Origin of the sequence: Paraburkholderia sp. CI2 (assembly GCF_014201055.1) — a bacterium.
In the GTDB taxonomy this organism is placed as follows: domain Bacteria; phylum Pseudomonadota; class Gammaproteobacteria; order Burkholderiales; family Burkholderiaceae; genus Paraburkholderia; species Paraburkholderia tuberum.
This window is the reverse complement of record NZ_JACHDL010000040.1, coordinates 1-25258: the sequence shown is the minus strand read 5'-3', so window position 1 is coordinate 25258 and position 25258 is coordinate 1. Positions and strand designations below refer to the sequence as shown.

The following is a 25258-nucleotide window of genomic DNA, read 5'->3' as shown; positions in this document are numbered from 1 at the left end:
CAAAAGTTCGAAAAGTACCGATAACATGTCCAGCCGGACTCCTCCCGGCGGACCCAATATGCAGAGTTCATATAATTTCTGGCTCGTCGCGATTTCGTTCGCGGTCGCGACCCTCGCGTCGTACACCGCGCTCGATCTGACGGGCCGCATCTTCCTGCTCGGCTCGACGCGCCGGCGGCATGCATGGCGGCTCGGCGGCGCGTTCGCGCTCGGTGTCGGCATCTGGTCGATGCACTTCGTCGCGATGCTCGCGTTCTCGCTGCCTATCCCGCTCGGGTATGACCTGGCGACGACCGCCTGCTCGCTGGCCCTCGCGATCGGCGCTTCGTATCTGGCGCTCTCGCTGACGACCCAGCAGCGCCTGACGCCGGTCCGGCTGCTGACGGGCGGCGTGGCGATGGGGATCGCTATCGCCGGTATGCATTACTCCGGGATGGCGGCGCTGCGCATGGCGCCCGCGATCCACTACCAGCCGGCATGGTTCGCGGCCTCGATCGCGATCGCGATCGGTGCGTCGAGCGCCGCGCTGTGGATGGCGCGCGCGCTCAGCAACGAACACGAGCGCCATATCGCGCGCAAACGTCTCGCCGCGGCGCTGGTGATGGGCGTCGCGATCAGCGGCATGCACTACACCGGCATGGCCGCCGCCGACTTCGCGCCGGGCGCGATCTGCGGCGCGGCCAACGACATGAACGCGCGATGGCTCGCCACCTCGGTGATCCTGCTCACGTTCGCGGTGCTGATCGTCACGCTGATGCTGTCGCGCTTCGACGTGCGCACCACCTTCCTGCTCGGCGCGGTGTCGCGGCTGAACGGCCAGATCGTGCGGCTCGCGACGCTCGACGCACTGACGGGCCTGCCGAACCGCGCGACGCTGACCGAGCGGATCGAACGCGCGATCAGCGGCGCGCGTCGCCAGCGTACGTCGTTCGCGGTGCTGTTCATGGATCTCGACGGCTTCAAGACGATCAACGATTCGCTCGGTCACTCGGCTGGCGACGCGGTGCTGTCCGCATTCGCGCAACGCCTGCAGCAATGCGTGCGTTCGAGCGACACCGTCGCGCGGCTCGGCGGCGACGAGTTCGTCGTGCTCACGGAACATCTTACGTGCGGCGACGACGCGGCCGCGCTCGCCGACGGCGTGCTTCACCGGATGCGCCAGGGCACGTGGAGCGACGAACAACCGCTGCAGGTGATGCCGAGCATCGGCATTGCGCTCTATCCGCGCGATGGCGACAGCGTCGAGACGCTGCTCCAGCACGCGGACGCCGCGATGTACGAAGCGAAGCGCGCCGGCCGCGGCACCTACCGCTTCTTCGAGCGCAGCATGAACGAGGCCGCCACGCGCACGCTGCGGATCCAGCAAGTGCTGCACGACGCCTTCGCGAATGATCGTTTCTCGCTGCTGTTCCAGCCGAAGTTTCAGCGCGGCGGCGAGGCGCTCGCGGGCGCCGAGGCGCTGATCCGCCTGCACGATCCGGAGATGGGCGCGCTGATGCCGGCCGAGTTCATCCCGGTCGCCGAGCGCTCCGGGCAGATCGTGCAGATCGGCTACTGGGTCGTGCGCGAAACCTGCCGGCGCATTCGCGGCTGGATCGAACAGGGCCTGCCGGCGATGAAGGTGGCGATCAACCTGTCGCCGCGTCAGCTGTTGCAACCGGACCTCGTCGAGACGATCCTAGACATCGTCAGGAGCGAGGACGTCGCGTGCGAGCAGATCATGTTCGAGATCACCGAGACCGTAGCGATGCAGGATGCCGCGCGCACCGTCGAAGTAATCCGCGCGTTTCAGGCGAGCGGCTTCGACATCTCGATCGACGACTTCGGCACCGGCTATTCGAGCCTCGCGTATCTGCAGCGCTTCCAGGTGAAGCAGTTGAAGATCGATCGCTTCTTCATCAACGGTCTCGACGCGAACGGCGCCGCGGGCAGCGCAATCGTGTCGGCGATCATCGCGCTCGCGCACTCGCTCGAAATGGACGTGGTCGCCGAGGGCGTCGAAACCCAATCGCAGCTCGACAAGCTGTGCTCGATGATGTGCGACGAAGTGCAGGGCTACCTGCTCGGCAAGCCGATCAACGCCGACGACTTCGGCGCAATGCTCCGCGGCAGAACGATGGCCGCAAGCGGAGTCTCTATCTGAGCAGCGTCTCCCCCAACGCCGCGAGCCGTTCGGTCAACGCCTCGCTCGCACGCGTCATCGGCAAACGCAATTCGTTGCGCACCCATCCCCTCGCCGCGAGCAGCGCCTTCACCGGCGCGGGATTCGGTTCCGCGAACGCGAGTTGGATCTGCGGCACGAGCGCGTGAAAAATGCGTCGCCCTTCGTCGAGCTTCCCCTGCGTCAACGCGCGATAAAGCGCGACGAAACGCTCGGGCCGCCAATGCGCCGACGCCGCGATCGCCCCGCTTCCACCCGCGCACACCGTCGAGAAAAGCTCGAGGTCGTTGCCCGCGAGCACTTGCAGACGGCCGTCGCGAATCAGCGCGAGCGTCGTGTCGAGCGAACCGGCGCAATCCTTGATCGCCTGAATTCGCGGATGCACGGCGAGCGTCAGCAGCGTGTCGAGGTCGAGCCGCACGCCGGTGCGTTGCGGAATATCGTAGAGCACGACTGGATGCACGCTCGCGTCCGCGAGCGCGCTGAAATGCGCGACGATGCCGTCCTGCGAGGGCCGACGAACCAGTTCCCGGAGGAAAACGCTTGACTTCTACGCGCCAGAAACTAATATACGCACCGCGTACATCAACGCGTTTTGCTGCCTTACTCCCGCCGACCCCACTTTTGCGACAGGTGCCCTCATGAGCGTTCCGCAACAAGCCTTCCTACGCGATGCGATGCGTCGCCTGAACATGACGCGCGATACGTTCGCTAACCGCATCGGCGTGTCGCGCCGGGCGCTGGATACGTGGCTGCTGCCAGACGACTCGCAGGAATCGCGGGCGATGCCGGAAATCGTCGAACGTTTCGTCTCGGAGATCGTCGCGAACACGGAGCCGGGCGAAGGATATACGCAAAGCGTAGACTCGCAATCGCTCGCAAGCCAGATTCTGTTCGAGGGCAAGCCGCAGCTGCTGTCGGTCGATCAGTTTTCGCGCGACTCGGTCGAGGCACTCTTTCGCGTCGCCGACATCATGCAGCCGATCGCCCGGCGCCGCAAAATCTCGCGCGTGCTCGAAGGCGCGGTGCTCGGCAATCTGTTCTTCGAGGCGAGCACGCGTACCCGTGTGAGCTTCGGCGCGGCGTTCTGCCGGCTCGGTGGCTCGGTGTGCGACACGACCGGCTTCACGTTTTCGTCGATGGCGAAGGGAGAATCGATCTACGACACGAGCCGGGTGATGAGCGGCTATGTCGACGCGCTGGTGATCCGCCACCCGGAGCAAGGCTCGGTGGCCGAATTCGCGCGCGCGACCAACGTGCCGGTGATCAACGGCGGCGACGGTCCCGGCGAGCATCCGAGCCAGGCGCTGCTCGATCTCTACACGATCCAGCGCGAGTTCTCGCGGCTCGGCAAGATCGTCGACGGCGCGCACATCGCGCTGGTCGGCGACCTCAAGTACGGACGTACCGTGCATTCGCTCGTGAAGCTGCTGGCGCTCTATCGCGGCATCAAGTTCACGCTGATTTCGCCGCCGATGCTCGAATTGCCGGGCTATATCATCGAGCAGATTTCGCGCAACGCTCACGTGATCGAACAGACGCACGACCTGCGCACTGGCTTGCGCGGCGCCGACGTCGTATACGCGACGCGCATCCAGAAGGAGCGCTTCACCGACGAATCGTTCGAAGGCTACACGCCCGACTTCCAGATCAACCAGGCGCTCGTCGATAGCGTGTGCGGCGCCGAAACGCTGATCATGCACCCGCTGCCGCGCGACAGCCGGCCCGGCGCGAACGATTTGAGCACCGACCTCAATCACGATTCGCGGCTCGCGATTTTCCGGCAGACCGACAACGGCATTCCGGTGCGGATGGCGATTTTCGCGGTGCTGCTCGGCGTCGACAAACAGGTCCAGCATTCGATGCGCGATGCCGCGTGGCGCCCGCCGGTCTACCTGGGACCTGACGACGCGGTGTTTCACGGAATCGATTGACGCGGATAGCCGTCCGCCGTCAGGCCGCGGCCGCGGCCCGCGCGTCACGCATTTCGCGCGCCGCCTGCCTGAACGTGCCAGCAAAGAACAGCACCTGATATTTGACCGCGTTCGACCAGTACTTCCACGTATGGCCGCCGGGCCGCTCGGCGTAATCGTGCGGCACGCCGAGTTCGACGAGCCGCTCGTGCAGCAGCCGGTTCGACTGCACGAGCGAGTCGTTCACGCCGCAATCGATCGTCAGCGCGATATGGTCGCGGCCGAAATCCTCCGCACTCGCGACGATCGCCTTGCTGTTCCAGAAGTCCGCATATTGCATCGGGTCGCCGAACACCCGCTCGATGCCGGGCTCGTCCTCGCTGCCGCGCGGGTCCACCGCACCGCTGATGCTGCCCGCCGCGCCGAACGCGTCGGGCCGGTCGAGCGCGATGCGTAGCGCGCCGAAGCCGCCCATGCTCAAGCCCGTGATAGCGCGCGCCTGCTTCGTCGCGATCGTGCGGAAATGGCTGTCGATATAGGCCACCACTTCCGTACCCACGTAGGTTTCGTAGCGGCTGCGCGGATCGACGGGGCTATCGATGTACCAGCTGTCGCGGCCGCCGTCGGGCATCACGAGGATCACGTGATAGCGGTCGGCGAGCTTGCCGATATGCGAATTCGCGGTCCAGTCCGTGTAATCGCCGCCCGAGCCATGTAGCACGTAGACGACCGGAAAGCGCGCGGCCTGGTTGCCACGCGCGTATCGATCGGGCAGCACGACGGTTGCGTCGAACGTACGATGCATCGCCGCGCTCGGAATCGTGACGACGCGCGACTGGAACGCCCACGCCGGCGATGCGATCAGCATCAGAATGAGCCAGAACGTATGGACTGGATTCATGGTGAGTCGCCCCTTGCGGTTGCTTGCGGCTGCTTACGTTCGTCAGGCATCCGAAGAAGAGCGCCCCGGCATGCCTCGGCCTATGTCCGCGAACGACTGTAGCAATGGCGACTTACAGCCAAATTTCAGCGAAACATACGATCCAGTCAGGCTTCGGTCGCTTCATCGGCTTCAGTTGCCGTCTCTGCGCCCGCATCTTCAACGTGCGCGGCAAACCCCACCCGCCCCGGCGCCAGATCGTCCCGCAATGTGAGCGCCGGAATCTCATACGCGCCGCCGTTCTGCGGCAGGAACGCGATCGGCGCGGCCGTCCACAGCGTGTCGAGCCGTCGCCCGAGCGCCTCGCTCACCTCGGCATACTTCGCCTCGTCGACGCGGCTCGTGCGATAGACGACGAACGGCGGCAATACCTCGAAGCCGGGGTAATACAGCACACCGTGCTGGATCGGGAACAGCACGTCGTCGATCGGACCGTTGATGCCGCGAGCGCTGTAGTGCGACTCCCAGCCGCCCGTCGTGACGATCAGCATCGCGCGCTTGCCCGCGAAACGGCCCTCGCCATAACGCTCGCCCCAGCGCGCATCGGAATGCTCGCCGACGCCATACGCGAGACCGTACGCATAGACACGCTCCACCCAGCCCTTCATGATCGCCGGCATCGAGAACCACCACAGCGGAAACTGCAGGATCACCGCATCGGCCCACTTCAGCTTGTCCTGCTCACGCGCGATGTCCTCGCTCTGCAAGCCGTTCTCGAACGCATGCTTCGATTCGAGCGACGCGAAGAAGCGCTCGCCGCTGTGACGCTCGCTGGTGTCGTGTGCGTCTAGCGACGCTTTCCAGTTCATCGCGTACAGATCGGACACTTGCACCGTATGGCCGGCGCGTTCGAGATGGCGGACAGTGAAGTCCTTCAGCGAACCGTTCAACGATTTCGGTTCGGGATGCGCATAGATGATGAGAACGTTCATGATGGGACCTTCGTGGCTGAAAACAGTCACGACAGGCATCGCCGAGGTATATTGGAAATGAATTCCCAATATGTCAGGTATTGCCGTGGTTAATCTCAGAAGACTCGACCTGAACCTGCTGGTCACGCTCGTGTTTGCCCACAAAAAAAAGAAAAAAGAAAAAAGAAAACAATAAAGATGAAAAAACCGTTGCCAACGCGACTCAATAAAGAACGAAAAATGCAAGCAAAACGAAAGATGTAGAGCCTCCGATTTACGGGCACAACCCAGCTAAAGGCGTTATCGGCAGGTGGATGTCAGTGCGGCAACCCGCTCCGAATGCTCGAATTGCGCCTCTCCCGGCATACCCCCCCGCCGACCGAAGGACCAAATCCGATCCACCGTTGCGGGTCGCGCGCCGACTGATCCGGTCGCCACGTCGGCCAAAGCTGACGCTCGCCCGTTTGACGGCGAAGGCTGCAGGTCGCTTCGCTGCCGTTCGCAGGCAGATGTTGGCGAGCGGACACTTCTCGCGTTCAGCAAATGACAGTCCCAAACCCGCCTTAGTCGCCCGCAATTACGCCGACAGACGTCTCTTCCTTTAACACACTGCTGAAGAAAACGGCTACTACTGGATCATTGACGACACCGGCTTTCCAAAGAAGGGACGTCATTCGGTCGGGGTGGCACGTCAGTACCGTGGGCAACTCGGAAAGCAGGACAACTGCCAGGTTGCAGTGAGCCTGTCGATCGCGACGCAACGCGGCAGCCTGCCGATTGCCTGGCAGTTGTATGTCCCCAGGGAATGGATTGACGACCGGGAACGTGCCCGTCGTGCGGGCATTCCCGACGATCTGGCCTTCGAGACCAAGCCTCAGATTGCGCTGGCCCAGCTTCGCGAGGCTATGGCATCCGGCGTTGCACCGGGCATCGTGCTGGCCGATGCTGGGTATGGCGACGAAACCGCTTTCCGGGAAGGCGTAACGGAAAGGGGTTTGTTGTACGCGGTAGGGATCCGGCCGGGCACCTCTGTGTGGGCACCAGGTACGGCGCCGCTTCCGCCCAAGCCCTGGAGCGGGCGCGGCAAGCCACCGACATTGTTGCGCCGTGCGCCTGGCCACGAGCCGATCGCCGTGAAGGAACTGGCCATGCAATTACCCGTAAGCGCCTGGCAATCCGTAACCTGGCGCGAAGGCAGCAACGCAGCACGTTCCTCGCGCTTTGCCGCCGTACGGGTTCGTCCCGCACATCGCGACTATTGGCGAAGCACCGTTCGCGACGAAGAATGGCTGCTTATTGAATGGCCTGATGGCGATCCGGAACCGCTCAAATACTTTCTCACTACCGCGCCCGGGGAGGCGGTTCAGCGAGACTTGAGCAGCTTGTGTTCGTGACCAAAATGCGCTGGCGCATCGAGCGCGACTATCAGGACCTGAAACAGGAGTTCGGGCTCGGTCATGATGAAGGGCGAGGCTGGCGTGGCTTTCACCACCACGCCACACTGAGTATCGCTGCGTATGGGTTTCTGATCGCTCAGCGACTCCGAATGCAATCAGATGGACGCGATAAAAAACTTCCTTGAACGCGCGCTGTCTGCCCTTCCCCCGGATTACATCCCCCGGGGCAGTCCAGCGCGCTCAACGCCACGTTCCTGATTCCATTACTACGTTGCGCATCCTGCTTGGACTAAGGCTCATGCAACGATGGCTCTCTTCCTGTATGGCAATAGAGCGCGCAACTAATTATCTGACACAGTAAGATTGGGGAATCGTCATAGCGCCGTCGCAGTTATGACCATGGTTGCACCCTTCGCTATGTCATTGATCCGGTCTTGAGCACCGGCAATACGTTGATCTGCGTAGTCGTACTCATTGGATTCGCCTCTTGCTCGTTCAACCGCCCGCAATCATGCGTACCGTAGCGCCACGATCAACAACGACGCGCGAATCATTCCAAGCGCCGCAGCGTGTCGTGCCGGGTCAGGCGCGCTCCAGCGCAGCGAGCTTCTTCCGACCACGGCATGCAGACCCGGAAAGACGCGGGCTTCCAACCGGGAATCTTCCGGTTTCCTCCATGCTCACCCGTGCATGGCATTACCGGAAGTCACCAGATCCAACGAGATAATCACCGCTCCCGGAACGCTTCACGAGCCTTGAAAATCGGCTTCAGAATGTAGTCAAGAATGGTTTTCTCACCGGTACGGATGTCGACCGTCGCGATCATCCCGGGCAGAATCGGTAAGCTTTTTCCGCCTGCATGCAACTCACTGGAGTCTGTCAGCACAAGCACGCGGTAATACGTCGCATCGGGCCGGCCCGATGCGGCCTTCTGGTCGTCCTTGAGCGTGTCGGGGCTGATGTGCTGAACCGTGCCTTTCAAGCCTCCATAAATTCCGTAGTCGTAAGCCGTAATCTTCACGGTGGACGGTTGATTCGGATGCAGGAATGCAACGTCCGAAGGCTTGATGCGTGCCTCGACGAGCAATTGATCTTCCAGCGGGACAATTTCCATGATGTGCTCGCCCGGCTGGATGACCCCGCCAATCGTATTGAAGCGTATATTCTTCACCGTGCCGTACACCGGTGCAATCACAGTCGTACGCTGTAGAACATCCGCACGACCCACTACGGTTTCGCTGGTTTGCGCCAGTTCGAGTTCCAGCTTCGTGAGTTCCGAGTTTGCGTCGGCCTGAAATCTGTTGCGACGCTCGACGATCTGTGAGCGCAGCTCGTTTGCCTGCCGGCGCATGCGGAGCAGTTCGACTTCAGAAACAAGACCTTTGGCCGCCAGCGGCTCGGCCAGGCCAATTTCCTTGTTCGACAGCGAGTAGCTCTTTTCCAACGCGGCCACGCTATCGTTCAGTGCACGACGTCGCGCGTTGTAAGCAAGCGTCTCCTGCTTCACGACCGTAGGCACGGCTTTCACGTCGTCAGGAAACGTCAGCGGCTGCTCGTACGCCTCGGCACGCAAACGCGCAATCGTCGCCTTCAGTCCTACCGACTTGGACCACGCTTCGCGATAGCTCGTCTCGGCTCGCGTCGGATCGATCTTTGCCAGCACTTGCCCCTTCTTGACAATGTCGCCTTCACGTACGTCCAGTTGTTCGAGAATGCCGCCCTCAAGACTCTGGATGACCTGTTCGCGGCTCTTCGAAATGATGGTCCCCTCGCCGTGCGTTATCTCCTCCACGCGCGCAAAGTACGCCCAGGTCAGACCGCCGGCCAGGACCGTGAGAATGACGTAGAGCATGATCATTGAGCCCGGCGTCGACTGCGTCAGCAGCGATTCCCGGATGTCGCTCATGAAAGCAGCGTCGCCTTTGGCGAGCTTAGCCTTTTTCTTGCCTCGTTTGAAAATATTGAAGTTCATTGCGATTGCTCCTTGTTCGGTGCGCCTGCCTGCGTATTACCCGCTTGCGCAGCGGCTGCCGGTACCGTCTCTTTGGCGCTCATGATCCTGATCTTCGCGGCAACGGCCTGAGGCGCCACGGGCGTATTTGTTGCGGCCGCGACGCCGGGCGAGGTGCCCGGTCGCGCGCGCTTCGGCGTTCCATCCACCGCTGCCGGTTCGCTCTTGCCTGACAGCATCGCGAGGATCTTGTCCTTCGGACCATCGGCCACGACCTTGCCTTCTTCGACTACGACAATCCGGTCAACCAGGGCCAGCAAGGATGGGCGATGGGTCACCACAACGATCGCCTGCCCCGCAGTTGCACGCGCGAGATGTTCAAGGAAGAGCGCCTCGGTTTGGGCGTCCATTGCGCTCGTCGGCTCATCGAGCAACAGGAGCTCCGGCCGGGCAAGGAGGCTGCGGGCCAGCGACACCAGCTGACGCTGGCCACCGGAGATGCCCGCACCACCTTCTCCGATTGGGAGGTTGATACCCCGTGGGTGGCGGCTGGCGACATGATCAAGCCCTGTCAAACGTATCACGCGTAGAAACTCGTCGGCGCTCGCTTCCGGCCGTCCGATCATCACGTTTTCGCGCAGACTGCCGTGAAAAAGACGCGCGTCCTGGCCCACGTACCCCACAGCTTTGCGCCAGTCGGCGAGGTCAATCTGCTCAACGTCCAGACCGTCCGTGAACATCTGCCCTCCGACCGGCGCGTAAAGACGCGCCATCACACGCAGAAGGGTCGATTTACCGCTCCCAATGCGGCCCAGGATAGCAACCCGCTCGCCGGACTGGATGCTCAAATTGACGTCCTTCAGAACCGGCGGATTCGGTTGCATCTCCTGTGTGGGATACGAGAAGCAGACGTCCTTCAGGGTGATTTGCCCCGAGAGCGAAGGCTTCGGCAGATACGTGCGCGATGAATCGCGATCGACAGGCATCGCCATCAAGCTGTTCAACGAATGCAGCGCGGCCTTTGCCTGCTGGAAGCGCAAGGCGAGTCCCATCACCTGGCTCAGCGGCGCAGTAATCCGGCCAGCCAGCATCACCGTACCGATCAACGCGCCTTGCGTGAGCTCGCCTGCGTCGATCAGGTAGACGCCGAACACGATCAGCACCACGGTCTGCAACTGCTGCAACAAGGTAATGAAGCTCGTCGCCTTGCTGGAAATCTGACGCGACTTCATCGAAGAAGATGCCGCCATCGCGCTGAAAGACTCCCAGCGCTTTTGCATATGCCCTTCGCCACCCACCGCCTTGAGTGTTTCCAGACCTTCAACCGATTCGATCAGCACGCCCTGCTTGAGCGACGCTTCCTTGAGGTTCCCTTTCATGATCCGCGCGAGCGGCCATTGCACCAACAGACTCACACCGATGATCAACGGGATCATCAGCAACGGCACCCAGCCGAGCGAACCGCCGACCGCGAATACCACGCCTACAAAGACGAGCACGAATGGCAGATCGGAAATTGCAGAGAGCGTGGCAGAGGTTGCGAAGTCGCGCACCGACTCGAACTCGCGCAACTGGTTGGCGAATGACCCTGCCGACGACGGTTTGTGCTCCATGCGGATGGAGAGCGCCTGGCGGAACAAAAGCGTGCCCATGACCAGGTCGGCTTTCTTGCCGGCGACGTCGAGTAAATGGCTACGTACATGGCGCGAGATCGCTTCGAACAGCATCGCAATTCCAACCCCGATCGCGAGCGACCAGAGGGTGACGTAGGCCTGGTTCGGGACCACGCGGTCATACACGTTCATCGTGAAAAAGACGCTGGCAAGGCCGAGCACATTGATCAGCAATGCACCGAGCGCAGCACTCGCGTAGTAGCGTCGATAACGCCATAGCGTGCCTAGCAACCAGTGGCCGGCCGGTTCGACGCTATCCCCTTCGCGCAGCTCGACTCTGGCCGTCGGCTTGACCAGAATGGCGTAGCCCGAATAGATTTCGTCCATTTCCTCTTGGGTGTACTCCACGGGCTCGGGACCAATTTCCGGCACCATCACCTGATATAGAACGCGGCTTTTGGCTTCCTTGTCCGGATTCGCACGCCGACCCAGCAGCACGCAGCCACCCGTGCGGCGATGCAGCAAGATGACCGGCAGCACGTGCTCCGGCAGCAGTTGCAGACGACGCTCCACCAAGCCCGCCGTGAGGCCCGCGTTTGACAGGGAGTCGAGCGCCAGTGATGGCGAAAGCATGCCGCTCTTCGGCAGCCCCGCGGTGAGCGCCTGCGCCGTCTTGCCGCAACCGTAGCGCTCGCAGATCCACATCACGGAACCGAGGAGGCCGTCCTCGTTGGTGAGGGGCGCGGCAGCCTGTACGTCAGGAAAATCGTTTCGAGTCATGATCGTAACCGGTTAGATTGAAGTATGTGGTGCGACACCTGAACCGCAATCCAGACTCAGAAAACAATGAAGCAATGCTCGTCGTTTAAAGGATCGATTCGGCTAATTCGGGTGACCTGATGAACGAAACATGAGATTTCGTACTGGCTCCAATTGTCCGGATATCGGTGACCCCGCGAAATCAGACAGCCGCGACAACATAGTGAGACTGGTACGAATTTTTAGTTCGCAGTCTTTCACAAGCACTGATTTCCGCGCGCGATTGTCTGACCAGATAGGGCCGCCAGTATCAACGGTGGCCAACCCACTATTCGCCTGTTAATCTTGTATCGTTACTAGTAACATGAAGTTAAAGTCCGACGTTTGTCGATTTAAATTCGTCTCAGTGCGGTGAAACATGAAATGGCACCGATTTAAGGTTAGAAACCTGACAGACAGGCTGACCAGCCCCAGGAAAACGGTCCCGCTTTCTCATAGTCGAATTGCTTATGCGGGCGCGTTGTAATGCAAGGCATTGTGCCCGGAGATAAAGGACGCCCCAAATGGAGAATGCCGCCATCCATGTCATGTTTGCCGACGATCACCCTGCGATCGTTGCCGGACTGATTTACATGCTTGAAGAACACCGTACCATCAAGACAGTGGGCACCTGCACAAACTCGACCGAGCTGATCGCGGAACTCGGCACGCGGCCATGCGATGTACTGGTGTGCGATTACTCCATGCCGGGCGGCAATTACGGTGACGGCATTACGCTGTTTTCATTTTTGCGGCGCCGATACCCGGCCATGCGCATTGTCGTGCTGACGATGATCGACAACCCAGGTATCATCCGCTCGCTGCTCAAGCTCGGCATTCAGTGCATTCTGAGCAAGGCCGACCCGATGGAACATCTGGTCGCCGCGATTCACGGCGCATATGCGGACGCACGTTATTTCTCTCCAACCATTTCAAAGATTGTCTGGCAACTCAACGTGGATACGCCTGCCTCCGGCAGTCGAGCGCTTACTGCACGCGAATCCGAAGTGGTCCGACTCTTCGTGTCGGGACGGTCGGTCAACGAAATCGCAGCGCAACTCAAGCGCAGTAAACAAACCATCAGTTCGCAGAAAGCCAGCGCAATGCGCAAGCTAGGCGTGGGAAACGACATCGAGCTGATCAAGTGTTCGATTGACACGGCGCCTACCCTCGTACCGGAAGATGGTGCCCATGATGCGTCCGATCCGACGCAGCCACGCGACGGCAAACCCTGACGACGAGATGACAGCGGCGACGAGGGCCTTTAAGTGCATACGCGATCGAGGGTAGCATCGCAACAAAAAACACTAAAAGCGCAAAAGCGATGAGTTTGGACGCGTGTGATGCGAAGACTGATCCGGTCAGATCTCCGGCTGCGACCCATCGGTCGCCACACCGAGCCCAGCTTCGTATGCAAAGTGAAACAGGTCGGCGTCCCGTTCAATCCCGAGCTTTCGCATCGCGCGGGTCTTTTGGGCACTGATTGTCTGCTTAGTGCGATGTAGTCGGTCGGCGATTTCATTCACAGACATACCTGACACGAACAGCCGGATGACTTCCGTTTCGCGCGTGCTCAGCGTTTGGGTGCGTTCGTTCCGACCAGGAGAGGAATCCGGAATAGCGTCTTTCAGGCTGCGCGAGGTAGAAAGAAAGTAGGTGGCGCCCGCATAGACAGCGTGAATCGCGGAGATCAAATGGCTCGTGTCATGAGCTTTACTTAACACCGAATGCACGCCACGCTTTGACATTTCACGCGTAATGGCAGGGTTTTCGATAGTCGTGAAGACTACGATCTTGAGCGCCGGGTAGGTTCGTAGCAAGAATGCCAGCAACGTCAAGCCGTCCCCGTACTCTCCACCGGGCATCGCGTAATCGGTAATGAGGACATCGCAAGGGGCGCTGTTCAGCACCTTGATGAGCTCGCCGGAGTCTCCTGCCGTGCCTGTAATTTCCAGCGTAGGTACAGCGGAAAGTTCGTGCTTGATACCGGAAAGGAGTGCCGGATGATCGTCGGCCAGCACGACACGGATTTTCATTTTGCTCATGCAAAGCTCCGCGGAAATGGGATGAACCGGGCCGCGACGGCAAGCTCAATGTACCCGAATCTGACTTATCCGAGAATACCCTCTGGAAAACTGGAAAGCAAAATAAGTGGGGCAAATTCGACTGACTGGACAATTTATGGCTTTCCCTCGTATGTGTCGGATTTCCGAGGGCTGGCCACCAGGAACCGAGAGCCGGGCCATTGTCGACGTTGTCAGGTAGCTGAGGTCGTCGCGAAGAGGGTCAGATGAAGAAATAAAAATCGCCGCTTCACGGTCACCGTTGGTCCGCTGGCGTCTTCAGCACGCCGTGCGTTGGTATTTTCTCTTTCAGTTGAGCTTGCCGTCATCGAGGAGTTGCTCTTCGAGCGCAGCGTGGTCGTGACTTACGAGACGATCCGAGGCTGGCGCGACAGATTCCGTGCAGGCTTTGATGCCGCTTGAAAGCGGCCCGACGCGAGACAGATAGCACCCGGCATCTCGATGCGATGTTTTTGACGCCGCGCACCGAGCCTTCCCTGCTTGACGAACAGGGGGTGTCCGGAATTTTGTGTAAACGGGTTGAGGTTTAACCCGGGACCAGCCGCTCTTCGAACTGGATTGTGAAGCGGTTCAGGGCCGCTTTCCAGTCGCGGATAGGCATCGTCCACTTCTTGCTGATGTTGTTCAGCGCCAGGTAGAACAGCTTGGTCACGGCCTCATCGGTCGGAAACGAGCTGCGGGTCTTGATTACTTTGCGCAGACTCATGTTGATCGATTCTATGGCATTCGTGGTGTAAATCACCTTCCTGATTTCCGGCGGGTAATCGAAGAACGGAATCACGCGTGCCCAGTTGCGCCGCCAGCTCTGCCCGATGGAAGGGTAGTCCTTGTCCCACCTGGCCTCGAAGACGCCGAGCATCTGCTCGGCCAACTCTACGGTCGATGAAGTGTAGATCGTCTTCAGATCGGCGGCGACTTCCTGCTGTATTTTCCACGGCACGAAGTTCAGGCTGTTGCGCACCATATGCACGATGCACAGTTGCACGGCCGCCTTCGGATAGACCGCTTCAATGGCTTCAGGGAAACCTTTGAGCCCGTCGACGCAGGCGATAAAAATGTCCTGCACGCCGCGCGTCTTCAGCTCAGTGACCACTTGCAACCAGAACTTTGCACCCTCGGTCTGGGCAATCCACAGTCCCAGAACCTCCTTGTGACCGGTCATGTTCACGCCGATGGCCAGGTACACTGCCTTGGTGCGCACCGCGCCGCTGTCGCGCACCTTGACGTGGATGCAGTCGAGATAGACGATCGGGTAAAGCGCATCGAGCGCACGGCCTTGCCAGACCTTCACCTCCTCGCTGACGGCGTCGGTGACCGCCGAGATGAGCGTGGGCGACACCTCCGTGCCGTACATCTCTTCCAGATGGCCCTGGATCTCGCGCACGCTCAGACCTCGCGCGTACAACGAAATGATCTTGTCGTCGAAGCCCGTCCAGCGCGTCTGATGACGCTCCACAAGCTTCGGCTCGAATGCGCCCTGACGGTCGCGCGGAATATTGAGCGGCAACTCGCCAAACTCCCCCTGCAATGTCTTGGCGCTATGCCCATTCCGGGTGTTGCCAGTGGCATTAGTCACCGCTTCGCTCTTGCCATGGCCCAAGTGCTCGGACATCTCCGTCTCAAGCGCTCGCTCCACCAGCATCTTCGTGAGCTGCTTGAGCAACCCGTTCTCGCCTATCAGATCTTCCGGCTTCTGGTAGTTCGCCAGCAGGCTGTCTGCCAGCTTGACGAGTTCAGGATCGGGTTTTTCTCTTTTGTTGCGTTTCGCTACGGTCATCTGTGCTCCTGTTGCTGACAGTTTCCTGCCAAATGACCGTTTACACAAAAATTTTTACACCCTCGACGAACATGACGCCGGGCCCCGAACAGTCATCAACCCACGCGTAAACGTGGGCGCCGCATGCGAGGCTTATTTGACAAACCGCCTCAGCATGCGCCGGCACTGGATCGTCACGTTGATAACCCATCCTGCGGACGTCCTTTCACCAGAATCAGATTTCTCAACCGACCTCAGGACACTCAGATTCTGATACCTCCGCAAGAACTTCACGCAGCGTTTTCGTGTCGGTCAGAACATCGGTGCGCAAACGGGCGCCAAGAGTCTCAATCATTTTCTGCGCCGCCTGAACACCATCCTTCGATATCGTTATTTCCAGCCGGGCGCATTGATCTGCCAGGGCGTCATGCCCAAACACCGCTAACGCGCCTCGCAGCGAATGCAACTCAGCCAGCAACCGGGTTGCATCCCCGTCATTGTGTGCCGCACGGATCACCGTCAACGATGCCTCACACGACTTCCGGAACGTTTCACGCGTCTGTTCCGGGACGGCTCGCCCCCCCAGCATGCCGTCGCGCCTGGGCTCGCTTCCATCCGCTTCTATCACCACGCGTGGCACGCCAGTCACTTCCGACAGAACCGCCGACAACTCATCCAGTTGTAGCGGCTTGGTCACCACGCGTGCCATGCCGGTCGCCTCGCACCACGTTCGCACCTCCAGCGTTGCGCTCGCCGTGGCCGCCACAATCGGCATCTCCGGCCAGTGCACCTGTGCTTCGCGTGCCAGCGCGTAGCCGTCCAGTACCGGCATCGACAGATCCGTCAGCAGCACATCAAAGCGTTCCCGCGATAGCCAGTCCAGTGCGTGCTGCCCATCTTCTGCCGCCCGCGTCTCGCAGCCCAGCATCCTCAACTGCTCCTCGAACAGTTGACGGTTCACCGCGTTGTCCTCCGCGATCAGCACTTTCAACCGGCGCGACGACAGCACCTGCTGCGTCTCATCGCACGCCTGGAGCGCCTCGCCTTGCAAGGTGTACCGCAACGCCGCCACAAGCCCCTTCAGGCTGTAGCTCGAGACCCTGACTAGCGGCTCTACCGCTACCGGATATGCCGGACCTTCCGTACTACTGTCGATCACCCACGACGACTCCGCTAACAAACCGCTTTCATCATCCGCGTGCCAGGTGTCACGCTCGCCGCAGAGGATCAGCGCGTCCGCCTCGTTCAACATCGCCGGGTGAAGTTGCGCCGGATGCCGGTATGCCTGCACCTGCAGCCCCCACGCCTCCAGCGCTGCCACTGCATACGTGTGCCAGGCGTCCGCCGCAGCCACGAACAGTATCCGCTCTCCCGCGAAACGCGGCATGTCCGACTCGCCTTCGCTCTCGCCCAGCGGCACCCGCGCCGTAAAGCAGCTGCCCTGACCTGGCTCGCTGCGCACGGCGATCGTACCGCCCATCGCCTCGATCAGCCGCGCGCACAACGCGAGGCCAAGGCCCGTGCCGCCAAAGCGACGGTTGATCGTTGCATCCGTCTGGCTGAACGCCTGGAACAGAAGCGCCTGCTGTTCCGACGACATCCCGATCCCGCTGTCTTCCACCTCGATCGTCAACATCGCGTCCTGATCGTCCACGCCCGCCTCCACCGACATCCGCAGCGTCACCTCCCCATACGCCGTAAACTTGATGGCATTCGCCAGCAGGTTGTTCATCACCTGGCCAAGCCGAGTCGGATCACCCTGCATCGGCAGCACCGGCGACGTTCCGAACACGCCCGACAGCCTCACGCCCTTTGCGCGCGCCAGCGGTCCGAACATCAACAGCGCCCGAGACGCCACCTCCTGCGCGTCGAATGCGATCCGCTCCAGTCTCATCTCGCCGGCCTCGCTCCTCGAGAAGTCCAGCACATCACTGACGACCTCAAGCAGTCCGTCCGCCGAGGCCCGGATCGTCGTCAGACGGTCGCGCTGCAACGCATCCAGTTGCGAGCGCGACAGCAGTTCCAGATTTCCCATGATTGCATTCAGCGGCGTGCGGATCTCATGGCTCATCGCCGCAAGGAACGCCGATTTCGCCGCGTTGGCGGAGTCGGCCGCCTGCTTCGCGTCACGTAGCTGCCGCTCCAGACGCTTTCCCGCCGTGATGTCCGTGAACGCCGTCACAAGCACGTCCTGTCCCTGGTAGCGCGCCGGCACGACGCTCACCGAGAGGTCCATCGCCCCGCCCTCGCGCGTAGGGAGCGTCAGTTCCTCGTGCAGCATGCCGTTCGCCCCCGTTGCCCCGCCGCGCTCCCGGTGACGTCGAACCAATTCCGCCGACAGCGTCTCGGTCGGCACGACTACCCGCGCCGCAGCGTCAATCATCGTCGGGCTGCGCAATAGCGCCTTTCCGCTCTCCACTGCGATCAGCCCCAGCCCCACTGGCGCCGTTTCGACCAGCATGCGGCTCAGGTGCTCACTCTCGAACACCCGTCGCGATCGCTCAATTGCCGGCCGGAAAACGCGTTGCTTGAGATAGATCAGAAACCCCCATACGACGGCAAGCGTCGCAAGCGTAAGCACAGCACCGATACCGATCTGTTTTCCGATGCCCGCAACAACGTCGCGCCACGTAAATACATAGACAAGCACCCAGCCCGTATCGCCAAGACGATCCGCAATCGTGAATACACCGTCCCGCCAGGTTTCGCGTTGCATGCTGCCGGTCGCTCCCGCGACACCTAACGCCCGAACGCGATCAATCAATGCAGGGGCCTGCTCATTCCAGGCTGTGCTCGCTACTATTTCTCCTTTCTCTGACACGACCATATACGTGCCATCGAACCCGCCAACGGTCAGAGGTGCTGTCAAGATCTCCGGGTCGTATTCCGTCACGAGGATCGCAAACGGTGATCCGTCTGAGAACACCGGCGCGGCGATGCGAATCGCCATTTTTCCCGTCAAGGGACTGATAGCAGGCAGCATCCAGGATACGGGCCGACGATTATCGGGTTGCTCGCCCGCATGGATGCCGGCCAGACCATCCAGCCCATCCCCCAGATCCGCAATCAAATGCGCACGGCCGGCAGACGTCCCGACCATCGCTGCCTGGTGGGGCAAGGGCGCAGACAGAATTCCGGCAATATTGTGCTGCGCACCATAGAAATAGCGGCTCGCCTGCTGGCCCCGCACCAATGAATTTACTGCGCTGACACGACCGAGTTGTGCAGTGAGACCAAGATAGCGACGGCGTTCATCGTGGGTCAGGGATTTACCTGGCACGTCGAACAACAACGGCGGTTGTGCCGTGGACGTGGGCAATGGCACGAATGCGTACCCCTGACTGCGAAATCGCGTGATTAGCTCAAGATCGACCTGATCCGCGTCCTGCCACGCCAGCTCCGCGCTGACTAGCGCGGAGCGGAACAATGCTTCGCTCGAGTTGACTTCGCTCATGACGAGGTTGCGATCGACGAGGAAGTTCTGCCGCTCGGCTGCAACCTGCCCGCGTACCGCCGACAACGCCGCGAGCGTGAAAGCGAAAAGCATCATGATCGTGGTCACCAATCCACCACCGAACACCAGCAGCTTCTTGTAGCGCTGCAACTGGTTCAAGGCATCATTCTGTGGAGCGGAGGACATGGCGGCACCGGTTCGTTCTGGAGACTATCGATGCACCTTTGACAATCACACTGACGTAGCGCACCGGACCAAAACGATTATCGCGGCGCGAGAGCGGATCCGATCAGCCGCCCCCACAAATCAGACCCATGCGATGCGAAAGCAAATAATAATCAGACCCGTCAACGTGCCGGCGTGCGCACTGAGTGTGAGTCAAGGCTTCGCGAGTAGGTTCGGACGAGTCAGTACTCGCGAACATTTTTGCCAACCGTGGTTCTTCACCCCTGCCTCACTCATCTCTGTGCAGACTGTATTGAGCGCAATGAAGATCCCGCATCGTGCTCGCTGACGATCATCCCGCGGTGCTTTTTCGGCATTAAGCAATAACCGGCTGTAGTCCTCCCACTAGACGTTTTAGGCACGGCGAAGGACTCAGGCGAACCAGGCAAGTCGCTAGACGCTTCCTCTTGCGACATCCTCGTCAGGGAATACGCGATGCCATGGGGATAGTACGGTGACGGCTTGAGGTTTTTAGCCTTCCTGCTGCGAAAGTATCCTGCACTCAGTTCAGAATCGTGGTCTTTATGACATTCGAAAATGCCGCCTCACCCATGCAGGTATCTTCACGTTGCTGGCATGTTGACGGGATCGCGGCGAGAAGCAACACGACACACCTGCCACAGACGTCATTTCTTATGCCGGCTACCGATTTCCGTCCGACGTGATTGGCTAGGCGGTGTGGCGATACTTGCGCATAGCCAGAGAATCGCTGGCTGGGCGCGGCATTGAGCTCACGTACGAAACGGTGCGACGCTGATCGGTGAAGTTCGGGCTTGCCATTGCTCGACGCATCCGTTCCACCGCGTTGGACCGGGCCAACAGGTGGCACCTCAACGATGTGGTGATCACGATCGACGGCAAGCAGTACCCACCGTAGCGTGCTATGGACCAGCCTGGCGCGGTACCGGATGTACTCACACAAAGCCGGCGCGAGTGGCATTCGGCGGCGCACATCATGCGTGATCTGCTTAGGAAGCACCGCCACGCTCCGCGTGTTCTGATCACCAATGACGTGGAACCCCGACAGCACAAAGAATTGCACAACCGGGCGGAGAACTGGCACCAGCCGACGCGAGTGCGCGAAAAAGTGTTGCACGCTCCAAATCAGCGCGCTATCTGACGCGATTCGCGTCGGCTCATGCTCAGGTGAGCAATCGGTTCAAACGCTGCCGGTACAGCGCGAACGCGCAACAGAAGCGGCAGACACGCAAGGAGGCCTACGAGGCGTAAGAAGCTGCAACCGGAAATCCGATTCCGGATCGCCTTGCCAACCAGGTGAGCCAAACTTATGTCATGCGATTTCGCATGCACGTCATTCGGCAAGTTGACATGCCAGTCACGGAAAATATCGACTGAAGCACGCGAGACTCACCGAGCGCGAAGCGACCGACTCATCCAGAGAATCATAGTGTCGTAACTCAGACCAACGAGTCTTTAGGATTCTCTGCGTGGTTCAGCGTGCGTCCGGCGTTCGATGCTGTCCTGACGGTCGGGGCGTCGACCGCTAACGCCGCCAGTTGCTCACGCATGGCGCCCCTCATACCGTCGAACGCGATGCGCTGACTGGCCGTAAGCGGCGAAGCGCCAGTTCGGCTCGTCAATGCGAGTGGATCGGTAGGGTGATTGTTCCGCCGCACCTCGAAATGCAGGTGAGGTCCCGTGGACCTGCCGGTGCTGCCTACTGCGCCGAGTCGTTGTCCTTCAGTCACGGACGCGCCAACGCGCAAATCGCGGGCGAAGCTAGACAGATGTGCGTAATACGTCGTATAGCCTTGCGGATGATTGAGCACAACGTACTGCCCATATCCGCTTTCGTTGCCTACGAACTTCACGGTTCCCGAAGCAGCCGCCACTACGGGCGTCCCCTTCGGCGCGCTAAAGTCCACGCCGGTGTGAAAATGCTGCTTGCCGCTGACCGGATGGACACGATTGCCGAAAGTCGAACTGACCCTAACGTAATCGAGCGGCATCGAAAAGGGTTCAGCGGCAAGCCGCCGTCCGTCGAATGAATAATAGTCCCCGTTGGCGTGCCCCGGTGCGACAAACCACACGGCCTGGTAGACCTTAGCGCCTGAGCGGAGTTCGACGGCCGTCACGCGCCTGCGCTGTGGCGCCGCGGCATCGCGCCCGTGGAAAACGCGATAGGTGTCGCCCTTCTGCGCGGGCGCCGCAACGTCGAGCCGGGAGGCAAAAATACGTGCAATCTGTTCCCGGATCTCGACCGGCACGTCGGCCCGCACCAGAGTATCGCGCAAGTTGCCTTCGATCCGCCCAGCGTATGACCCGATTTCGGCCTCCGGCACGACAAACGGCACAGCCCCAGATAGCGGACTATTTTGAGCGTCGCCAACGAACCCGCTGAACTTGCCGGCAATATCGGCCGAACCTTCGGACATCTGCCGAGGTCGCTCGACGGGTTGCGCAGCCGGCACGGTCACCCCAAGGCCGGACCAGATCGCGCTGGATGCCTTCACGCGATTGAATATTTCTGGTGCTGCAGTCGAAACTGATAGGCCGAGAATCGCGACCATGCCACACAGCACTCCTGCACCCGCGATGGAACTCGCTGGAGATTTACATCTGGAACGCACAGAATTGCCCACTTCGATGGCAATGGCTTGCGCCTTGGGGAAGGTGTTACCTAGAAAGTGGAACGACATCATGTCAAAACCTCGCAGTCAAAATAGAGGGCTGCAGGCGTAAATGACAGTGCTTGAAACGCGCGGCAGCGGGCGGAAATGGGATAGAGCGAAAATCCAACAGTCTGGGTACCCTTCCGCGCTACACAATCCGGTCAGAAACCGTTGGAAAGGGTCCCTTCGCTATCTACATGCGAGTCCTAAAAGGGTTGATGCGATAGAGATAGAGTAAGGCGGCGCCCCATTTCGCCCTATGTGACCAATCCGAAAGAACTCTGTCCCCGTAAGTATCGACCTGCGGCAGCGAGTCGCATCGCCGTCGCGCACGGCACAATCACGAAGCTCGACGACCTCAGACGAGCGCCAGAGGTTCATGGAGATTCGACTCTTTGCCCGCCCAATTTGCTTTGACCGGAGGCATGCAATTTCGGACTTGTAAAGCGGCGCACCTTATACCTCCTCGCTTTTATCGGTTGTTCTTCACGGGATCGCCGGCGCAAGCTAGTGCATCCAACTTGCTGGGCTGATCCCCGCGCGATTCATGACGCCGACGGGTTTGCCAACAGGCCAATTTCGACTCATGGGAAAAAATTGGGCATCTTCGGTGACATCGTGAACAAGCTGTTCCACGAGGCAAATCCCGACGCGAGGACGCCGACAGTTGAGCCTGCTCCTGATCCGGCACAGAAGCGTTGAATATCGCAAACAGCTGACGCAGGATCTGAAGTATTCCGGACACTTGAATGACTCGGCGAGCGTGAACATCTGGCTGCATAGCGAGGGTGACGGCGACGCTGGCCGCAAAGGGTGGCAAGTTTCCGCCCGATCTGGGCGGTTAAGCCACGCGTTGACAGAAAGTCCAATACGGGCCTCTTCTAATTCGCCAGAGCCCCAAAATTCATACGTGTCATATTGGCTGAATGCCGTGAATCGTGAAAACTGATTCGGACAGGCGCACGGGCATGCACGGATCACATCTGCCATTCCTCGCGGCTAACTCGGCGATGGCGCTTGCATTGACAGACCGCGACGAATACAGCTCATCGGCATAGACATGCCAAAGACGACCGCTCTCGCTTTTTGCGATGACAAGTTCTACCGTTAGAAGCTGTTTCGAAATTAGTTAAACATCGCCTTGAGACACGCTCAACACATCAAAGCGCAAGCGAGAGAAAGGAAATCTTCATGGATATGGGCGTATCGTTCGTAGCGAATCTTCAGGCGTCAAAACGAGCGAAGCCACGCAATCGATCGTTCGACTGGCCAATGCGTTTCTCCGAGACCGCTGCCGTGTGGCGAACCGATTTTTGCGAGCGCCGGCGTGACGCCATGTTTTTACAGGCGCTGTCGATGATTCTCAGAACTGTAGCCCCGGTCGCGCTGAACAATTTTCGGTCTATGCAGTGGACCTCCCCACTTGCCACCAATGCGCGCATGGGATCTATTGGAACGAAGAAACGGGTTTGCACAGCAACCGTGTGAACGGTACTAGTTTTGCCCCGCAAGGCGAGACGCTGGTGCGTGCGGCCGAAAAGCCCTTCAAGCTATAACATGATTGCGGCGATCTCCAACCGCGGCGAGTTGAACTTCATGATCTTCGAAGGAATGCTCATAAATGCCACCTTCATCGAACTCACGAAGCGGTTTCTCAAACAGCTCACGCGCAAGATCTACTAGATGGTCGACGGCCATCCGGGCCGCATCGGTCTGCTGCTATCAAGATGTTTGCCGCCGACCAAGCAACGCGTCTGCGGTTGATCCGGCTGGCGAGCTATTTTCAGGAGCCTAATCCCAGACGAGACGCCCAACCAGGGACGTCAAGACTAACGCGCTCGGCAAGATCTAACCGACCATCAAGACGGGAATGAGCCGGAATCTGCGGTTGCATCTGCACCGTCCGCAAAAGGAACTCCCGTGATTCGCAACCCTACTGCAGTAAAAGCATGTCGATATAGCACCCGATCGACTACGAACTAGTTAATGATTTCATCAGTGCCTTTGTAATTTTTATTATTAATTTACCAATACTTATCACGAAAATGCGCTTTTTTTCGGGGCCTTTTTACGAAGAGGCATCGATGATGTGGGCAGTCCATTAGAGAACTCGCGCTGAACGACAACTTGACAATACTTTTGAGGATTCTATGAGAATTGCTGTCCTAGACGACGATCAGGCACAAACCGACTTTTGCTCTCAGACGTTATCGTCGGCAGGGCATATCTGCCACGCGTTTTCCTCAGGCCGGGAACTGGCACGGCAACTGAGACGGCAGACCTTTGATCTACTCATTCTCGACTGGAACGTGCCAGACATGTCGGGCAAAGAGATCTTGTGCTGGGTTCGAGGTAGCCTCTCTGAACGACTTCCTGTTCTGTTCATGACGAGCCGCAGCAGTGAAGCGGATATCGCGTCAATACTTAATCACGGAGCTGACGATTACGTCGTCAAGCCGGTCCCTGGAAGGGTCCTGCTCGCGCGCGTCAGTTCGCTGTTGCGACGCACCTATCAGCTCAGTGCTGCTGGGCGCGAAGTCTATGGAGATTACGACTTCAATCTGATTGCGAAGCAGGCGCTGCTTAAGGGTACCGCTGCTGCGCTGACCCCAAAGGAATTCGAACTTGCACTGCTGCTGTTCCAACACTTGGGCCGACCGTTGTCTCGCGCCCACATTCGCGATGTAATCTGGAATCAGATCGCCGAAATCTCGTCGCGGACAATTGACACGCACGTGTCGGTACTACGTGCCAAGCTCAATCTGCGACCGGAAAACGGTTATCGGCTCGCAGCGGTTTACGGTTATGGCTATCGCTTGGCTCAGATGAATAGTGTCGAGACACTCGAGCGTACGTCCCATTAATCGCGCACCGATGACGTCAGCGGACAAATGGTGATCGTGAAGCCGCGATTTTGATTTCTTCTTCTCGCCATCTTCGCGACGACCTCAGCAACTGACAACGTCGCTCGAGCGCAACGGAATAAAGGACGGACTGCGGTCGCTGGTCGGTTCGATTCCCGTTTCACATCTCGCGGTGGTGCAGGCCCGAAACCTTCCGTGCCATGCGCTGGCAGCGTCAAGCCTTGAGAGAAATTAATCTACGCCCAAATACTTTGGAAACGTGGCGGATGAGCCGTTGCGCGTCTCGTGGCGCAAAGTGCGCCGGGTTTTCTTCGGTAAATCGCCAATGTCGTGCCCAGGTATTTGTGGGCCTCAGCCGGCGAGCGCGTGAAAAATGAATTTGCCACCTTTGACGACGCCCATACGAACGAGGCTTATCGCGCGGAGCCGCTCAATCAACCGTCTGCTTGATGGTGTTTGCCGTGGCGGCCTCAAATCTGAAGTGCAACACCGTTTCGTATAAGGTGTTGCGATGCACGAAAGAAAGTACCAGCAACTTCAACCTGAAGAGCGCCTGAC

Annotated in this window: 14 protein-coding genes and 4 pseudogenes; 7 read left to right on the top strand and 11 right to left on the bottom strand. The window is 59.7% G+C overall.

Annotated features, from left to right (window positions below; all coding sequences use genetic code 11):
- Positions 1 to 58: 58 nt before the first annotated feature.
- Positions 59 to 2143 (top strand): bifunctional diguanylate cyclase/phosphodiesterase, encoded by a 2085-nt coding sequence (locus HDG32_RS33955; RefSeq protein ID WP_184073986.1) that lies wholly within the window; start codon positions 59 to 61, stop codon positions 2141 to 2143.
- Here HDG32_RS33955 and HDG32_RS33950 read toward each other — a convergent pair.
- A pseudogene (locus HDG32_RS33950) lies at positions 2136 to 2678 on the bottom strand (dihydrodipicolinate synthase family protein); the annotation flags it as partial. The gene HDG32_RS33955 and the pseudogene HDG32_RS33950 overlap by 8 nt on opposite strands.
- Before the next feature lie 124 nt (positions 2679 to 2802).
- On the opposite strand from HDG32_RS33950, the gene HDG32_RS33945 reads away from it, so the two are divergent.
- Positions 2803 to 4095, top strand: a complete 1293-nt coding sequence (locus HDG32_RS33945) for an aspartate carbamoyltransferase (RefSeq protein WP_184073984.1) — start codon at positions 2803 to 2805, stop codon at positions 4093 to 4095.
- A 19-nt stretch (positions 4096 to 4114) separates the two neighbouring features.
- Here the strand turns inward: HDG32_RS33945 and HDG32_RS33940 are convergent, their stop codons facing one another.
- Both HDG32_RS33940 and HDG32_RS33935 read right to left on the bottom strand, forming a co-directional pair.
- Entirely contained in the window at positions 4115 to 4975 is an 861-nt protein-coding gene (locus HDG32_RS33940; RefSeq protein WP_184073982.1) for an alpha/beta hydrolase family protein, read from the bottom strand.
- A 146-nt stretch (positions 4976 to 5121) separates the two neighbouring features.
- Positions 5122 to 5946 (bottom strand): NAD(P)H-dependent oxidoreductase, encoded by an 825-nt coding sequence (locus tag HDG32_RS33935; RefSeq protein ID WP_184073980.1) that lies wholly within the window; start codon positions 5944 to 5946, stop codon positions 5122 to 5124.
- Between the two features lie 599 nt (positions 5947 to 6545).
- Between HDG32_RS33935 and HDG32_RS33930 the strand changes: the two are divergent.
- Positions 6546 to 7580 (top strand): annotated as a pseudogene (locus tag HDG32_RS33930) (IS701 family transposase); the annotation flags it as partial.
- A gap of 469 nt (positions 7581 to 8049) precedes the next feature.
- Here the strand turns inward: HDG32_RS33930 and HDG32_RS33925 are convergent.
- Together HDG32_RS33925 and HDG32_RS33920 are read right to left on the bottom strand one after the other, a co-directional pair.
- On the bottom strand, positions 8050 to 9294 hold the full coding sequence (locus HDG32_RS33925; RefSeq protein WP_090809617.1) for an HlyD family type I secretion periplasmic adaptor subunit: 1245 nt from the start codon (positions 9292 to 9294) through the stop codon (positions 8050 to 8052).
- A complete protein-coding gene (locus HDG32_RS33920) occupies positions 9291 to 11666 on the bottom strand; it encodes a type I secretion system permease/ATPase (protein WP_184073978.1) in 2376 nt (791 codons plus the stop codon). Before HDG32_RS33920 ends, HDG32_RS33925 begins: the two co-directional genes overlap by 4 nt.
- A 542-nt stretch (positions 11667 to 12208) precedes the next feature.
- On the opposite strand from HDG32_RS33920, the gene HDG32_RS33915 reads away from it, so the two are divergent.
- A complete protein-coding gene (locus tag HDG32_RS33915; RefSeq protein WP_184073976.1) occupies positions 12209 to 12919 on the top strand; it encodes a response regulator transcription factor in 711 nt (236 codons plus the stop codon).
- 126 nt (positions 12920 to 13045) lie between these two features.
- Here the strand turns inward: HDG32_RS33915 and HDG32_RS33910 are convergent, their stop codons facing one another.
- On the bottom strand, positions 13046 to 13729 hold the full coding sequence (locus tag HDG32_RS33910) for a response regulator transcription factor (RefSeq protein WP_184073974.1): 684 nt from the start codon (positions 13727 to 13729) through the stop codon (positions 13046 to 13048).
- A gap of 257 nt (positions 13730 to 13986) precedes the next feature.
- On the opposite strand from HDG32_RS33910, the pseudogene HDG32_RS36865 reads away from it, so the two are divergent.
- Positions 13987 to 14262, top strand: a pseudogene (locus tag HDG32_RS36865) (IS6 family transposase); the annotation flags it as partial.
- Between the two features lie 32 nt (positions 14263 to 14294).
- Here the strand turns inward: HDG32_RS36865 and HDG32_RS33905 are convergent.
- The 3 genes from HDG32_RS33905 to HDG32_RS33895 form a co-directional block, all read right to left on the bottom strand.
- Positions 14295 to 15545 carry an IS256 family transposase gene (locus tag HDG32_RS33905; RefSeq protein WP_184073972.1) on the bottom strand — a complete coding sequence of 417 codons (1251 nt, stop codon included), beginning with the start codon at positions 15543 to 15545 and terminating at the stop codon, positions 14295 to 14297.
- Between the two features lie 223 nt (positions 15546 to 15768).
- On the bottom strand, positions 15769 to 19164 hold the full coding sequence (locus HDG32_RS33900; RefSeq protein WP_184073970.1) for an ATP-binding protein: 3396 nt from the start codon (positions 19162 to 19164) through the stop codon (positions 15769 to 15771).
- Positions 19165 to 20621: 1457 nt separating this feature from the next.
- A complete protein-coding gene (locus HDG32_RS33895) occupies positions 20622 to 21866 on the bottom strand; it encodes a M23 family metallopeptidase (RefSeq protein ID WP_260336693.1) in 1245 nt (414 codons plus the stop codon).
- Positions 21867 to 22503: 637 nt separating this feature from the next.
- Between HDG32_RS33895 and HDG32_RS37350 the strand changes: the two genes are divergently transcribed.
- Positions 22504 to 22785, top strand: a complete 282-nt coding sequence (locus tag HDG32_RS37350) for a DUF3597 family protein (RefSeq protein ID WP_409340076.1) — start codon at positions 22504 to 22506, stop codon at positions 22783 to 22785.
- Between the two features lie 203 nt (positions 22786 to 22988).
- Here HDG32_RS37350 and HDG32_RS33885 read toward each other — a convergent pair.
- Together HDG32_RS33885 and HDG32_RS33880 are read right to left on the bottom strand one after the other, a co-directional pair.
- A pseudogene (locus HDG32_RS33885) lies at positions 22989 to 23270 on the bottom strand (transposase); the annotation flags it as partial.
- Positions 23271 to 23381: 111 nt separating this feature from the next.
- The gene (locus HDG32_RS33880) at positions 23382 to 23534 is read right to left on the bottom strand and encodes a hypothetical protein (protein ID WP_184073968.1); all 153 of its coding nucleotides are present in this window, start codon (positions 23532 to 23534) and stop codon (positions 23382 to 23384) included.
- A gap of 452 nt (positions 23535 to 23986) precedes the next feature.
- Between HDG32_RS33880 and HDG32_RS33875 the strand changes: the two genes are divergently transcribed.
- Complete coding sequence (locus tag HDG32_RS33875) at positions 23987 to 24700, top strand: response regulator transcription factor (RefSeq protein WP_184073966.1); 714 nt, start codon at positions 23987 to 23989, stop codon at positions 24698 to 24700.
- The last annotated feature ends 558 nt before the right edge of the window (positions 24701 to 25258 follow it).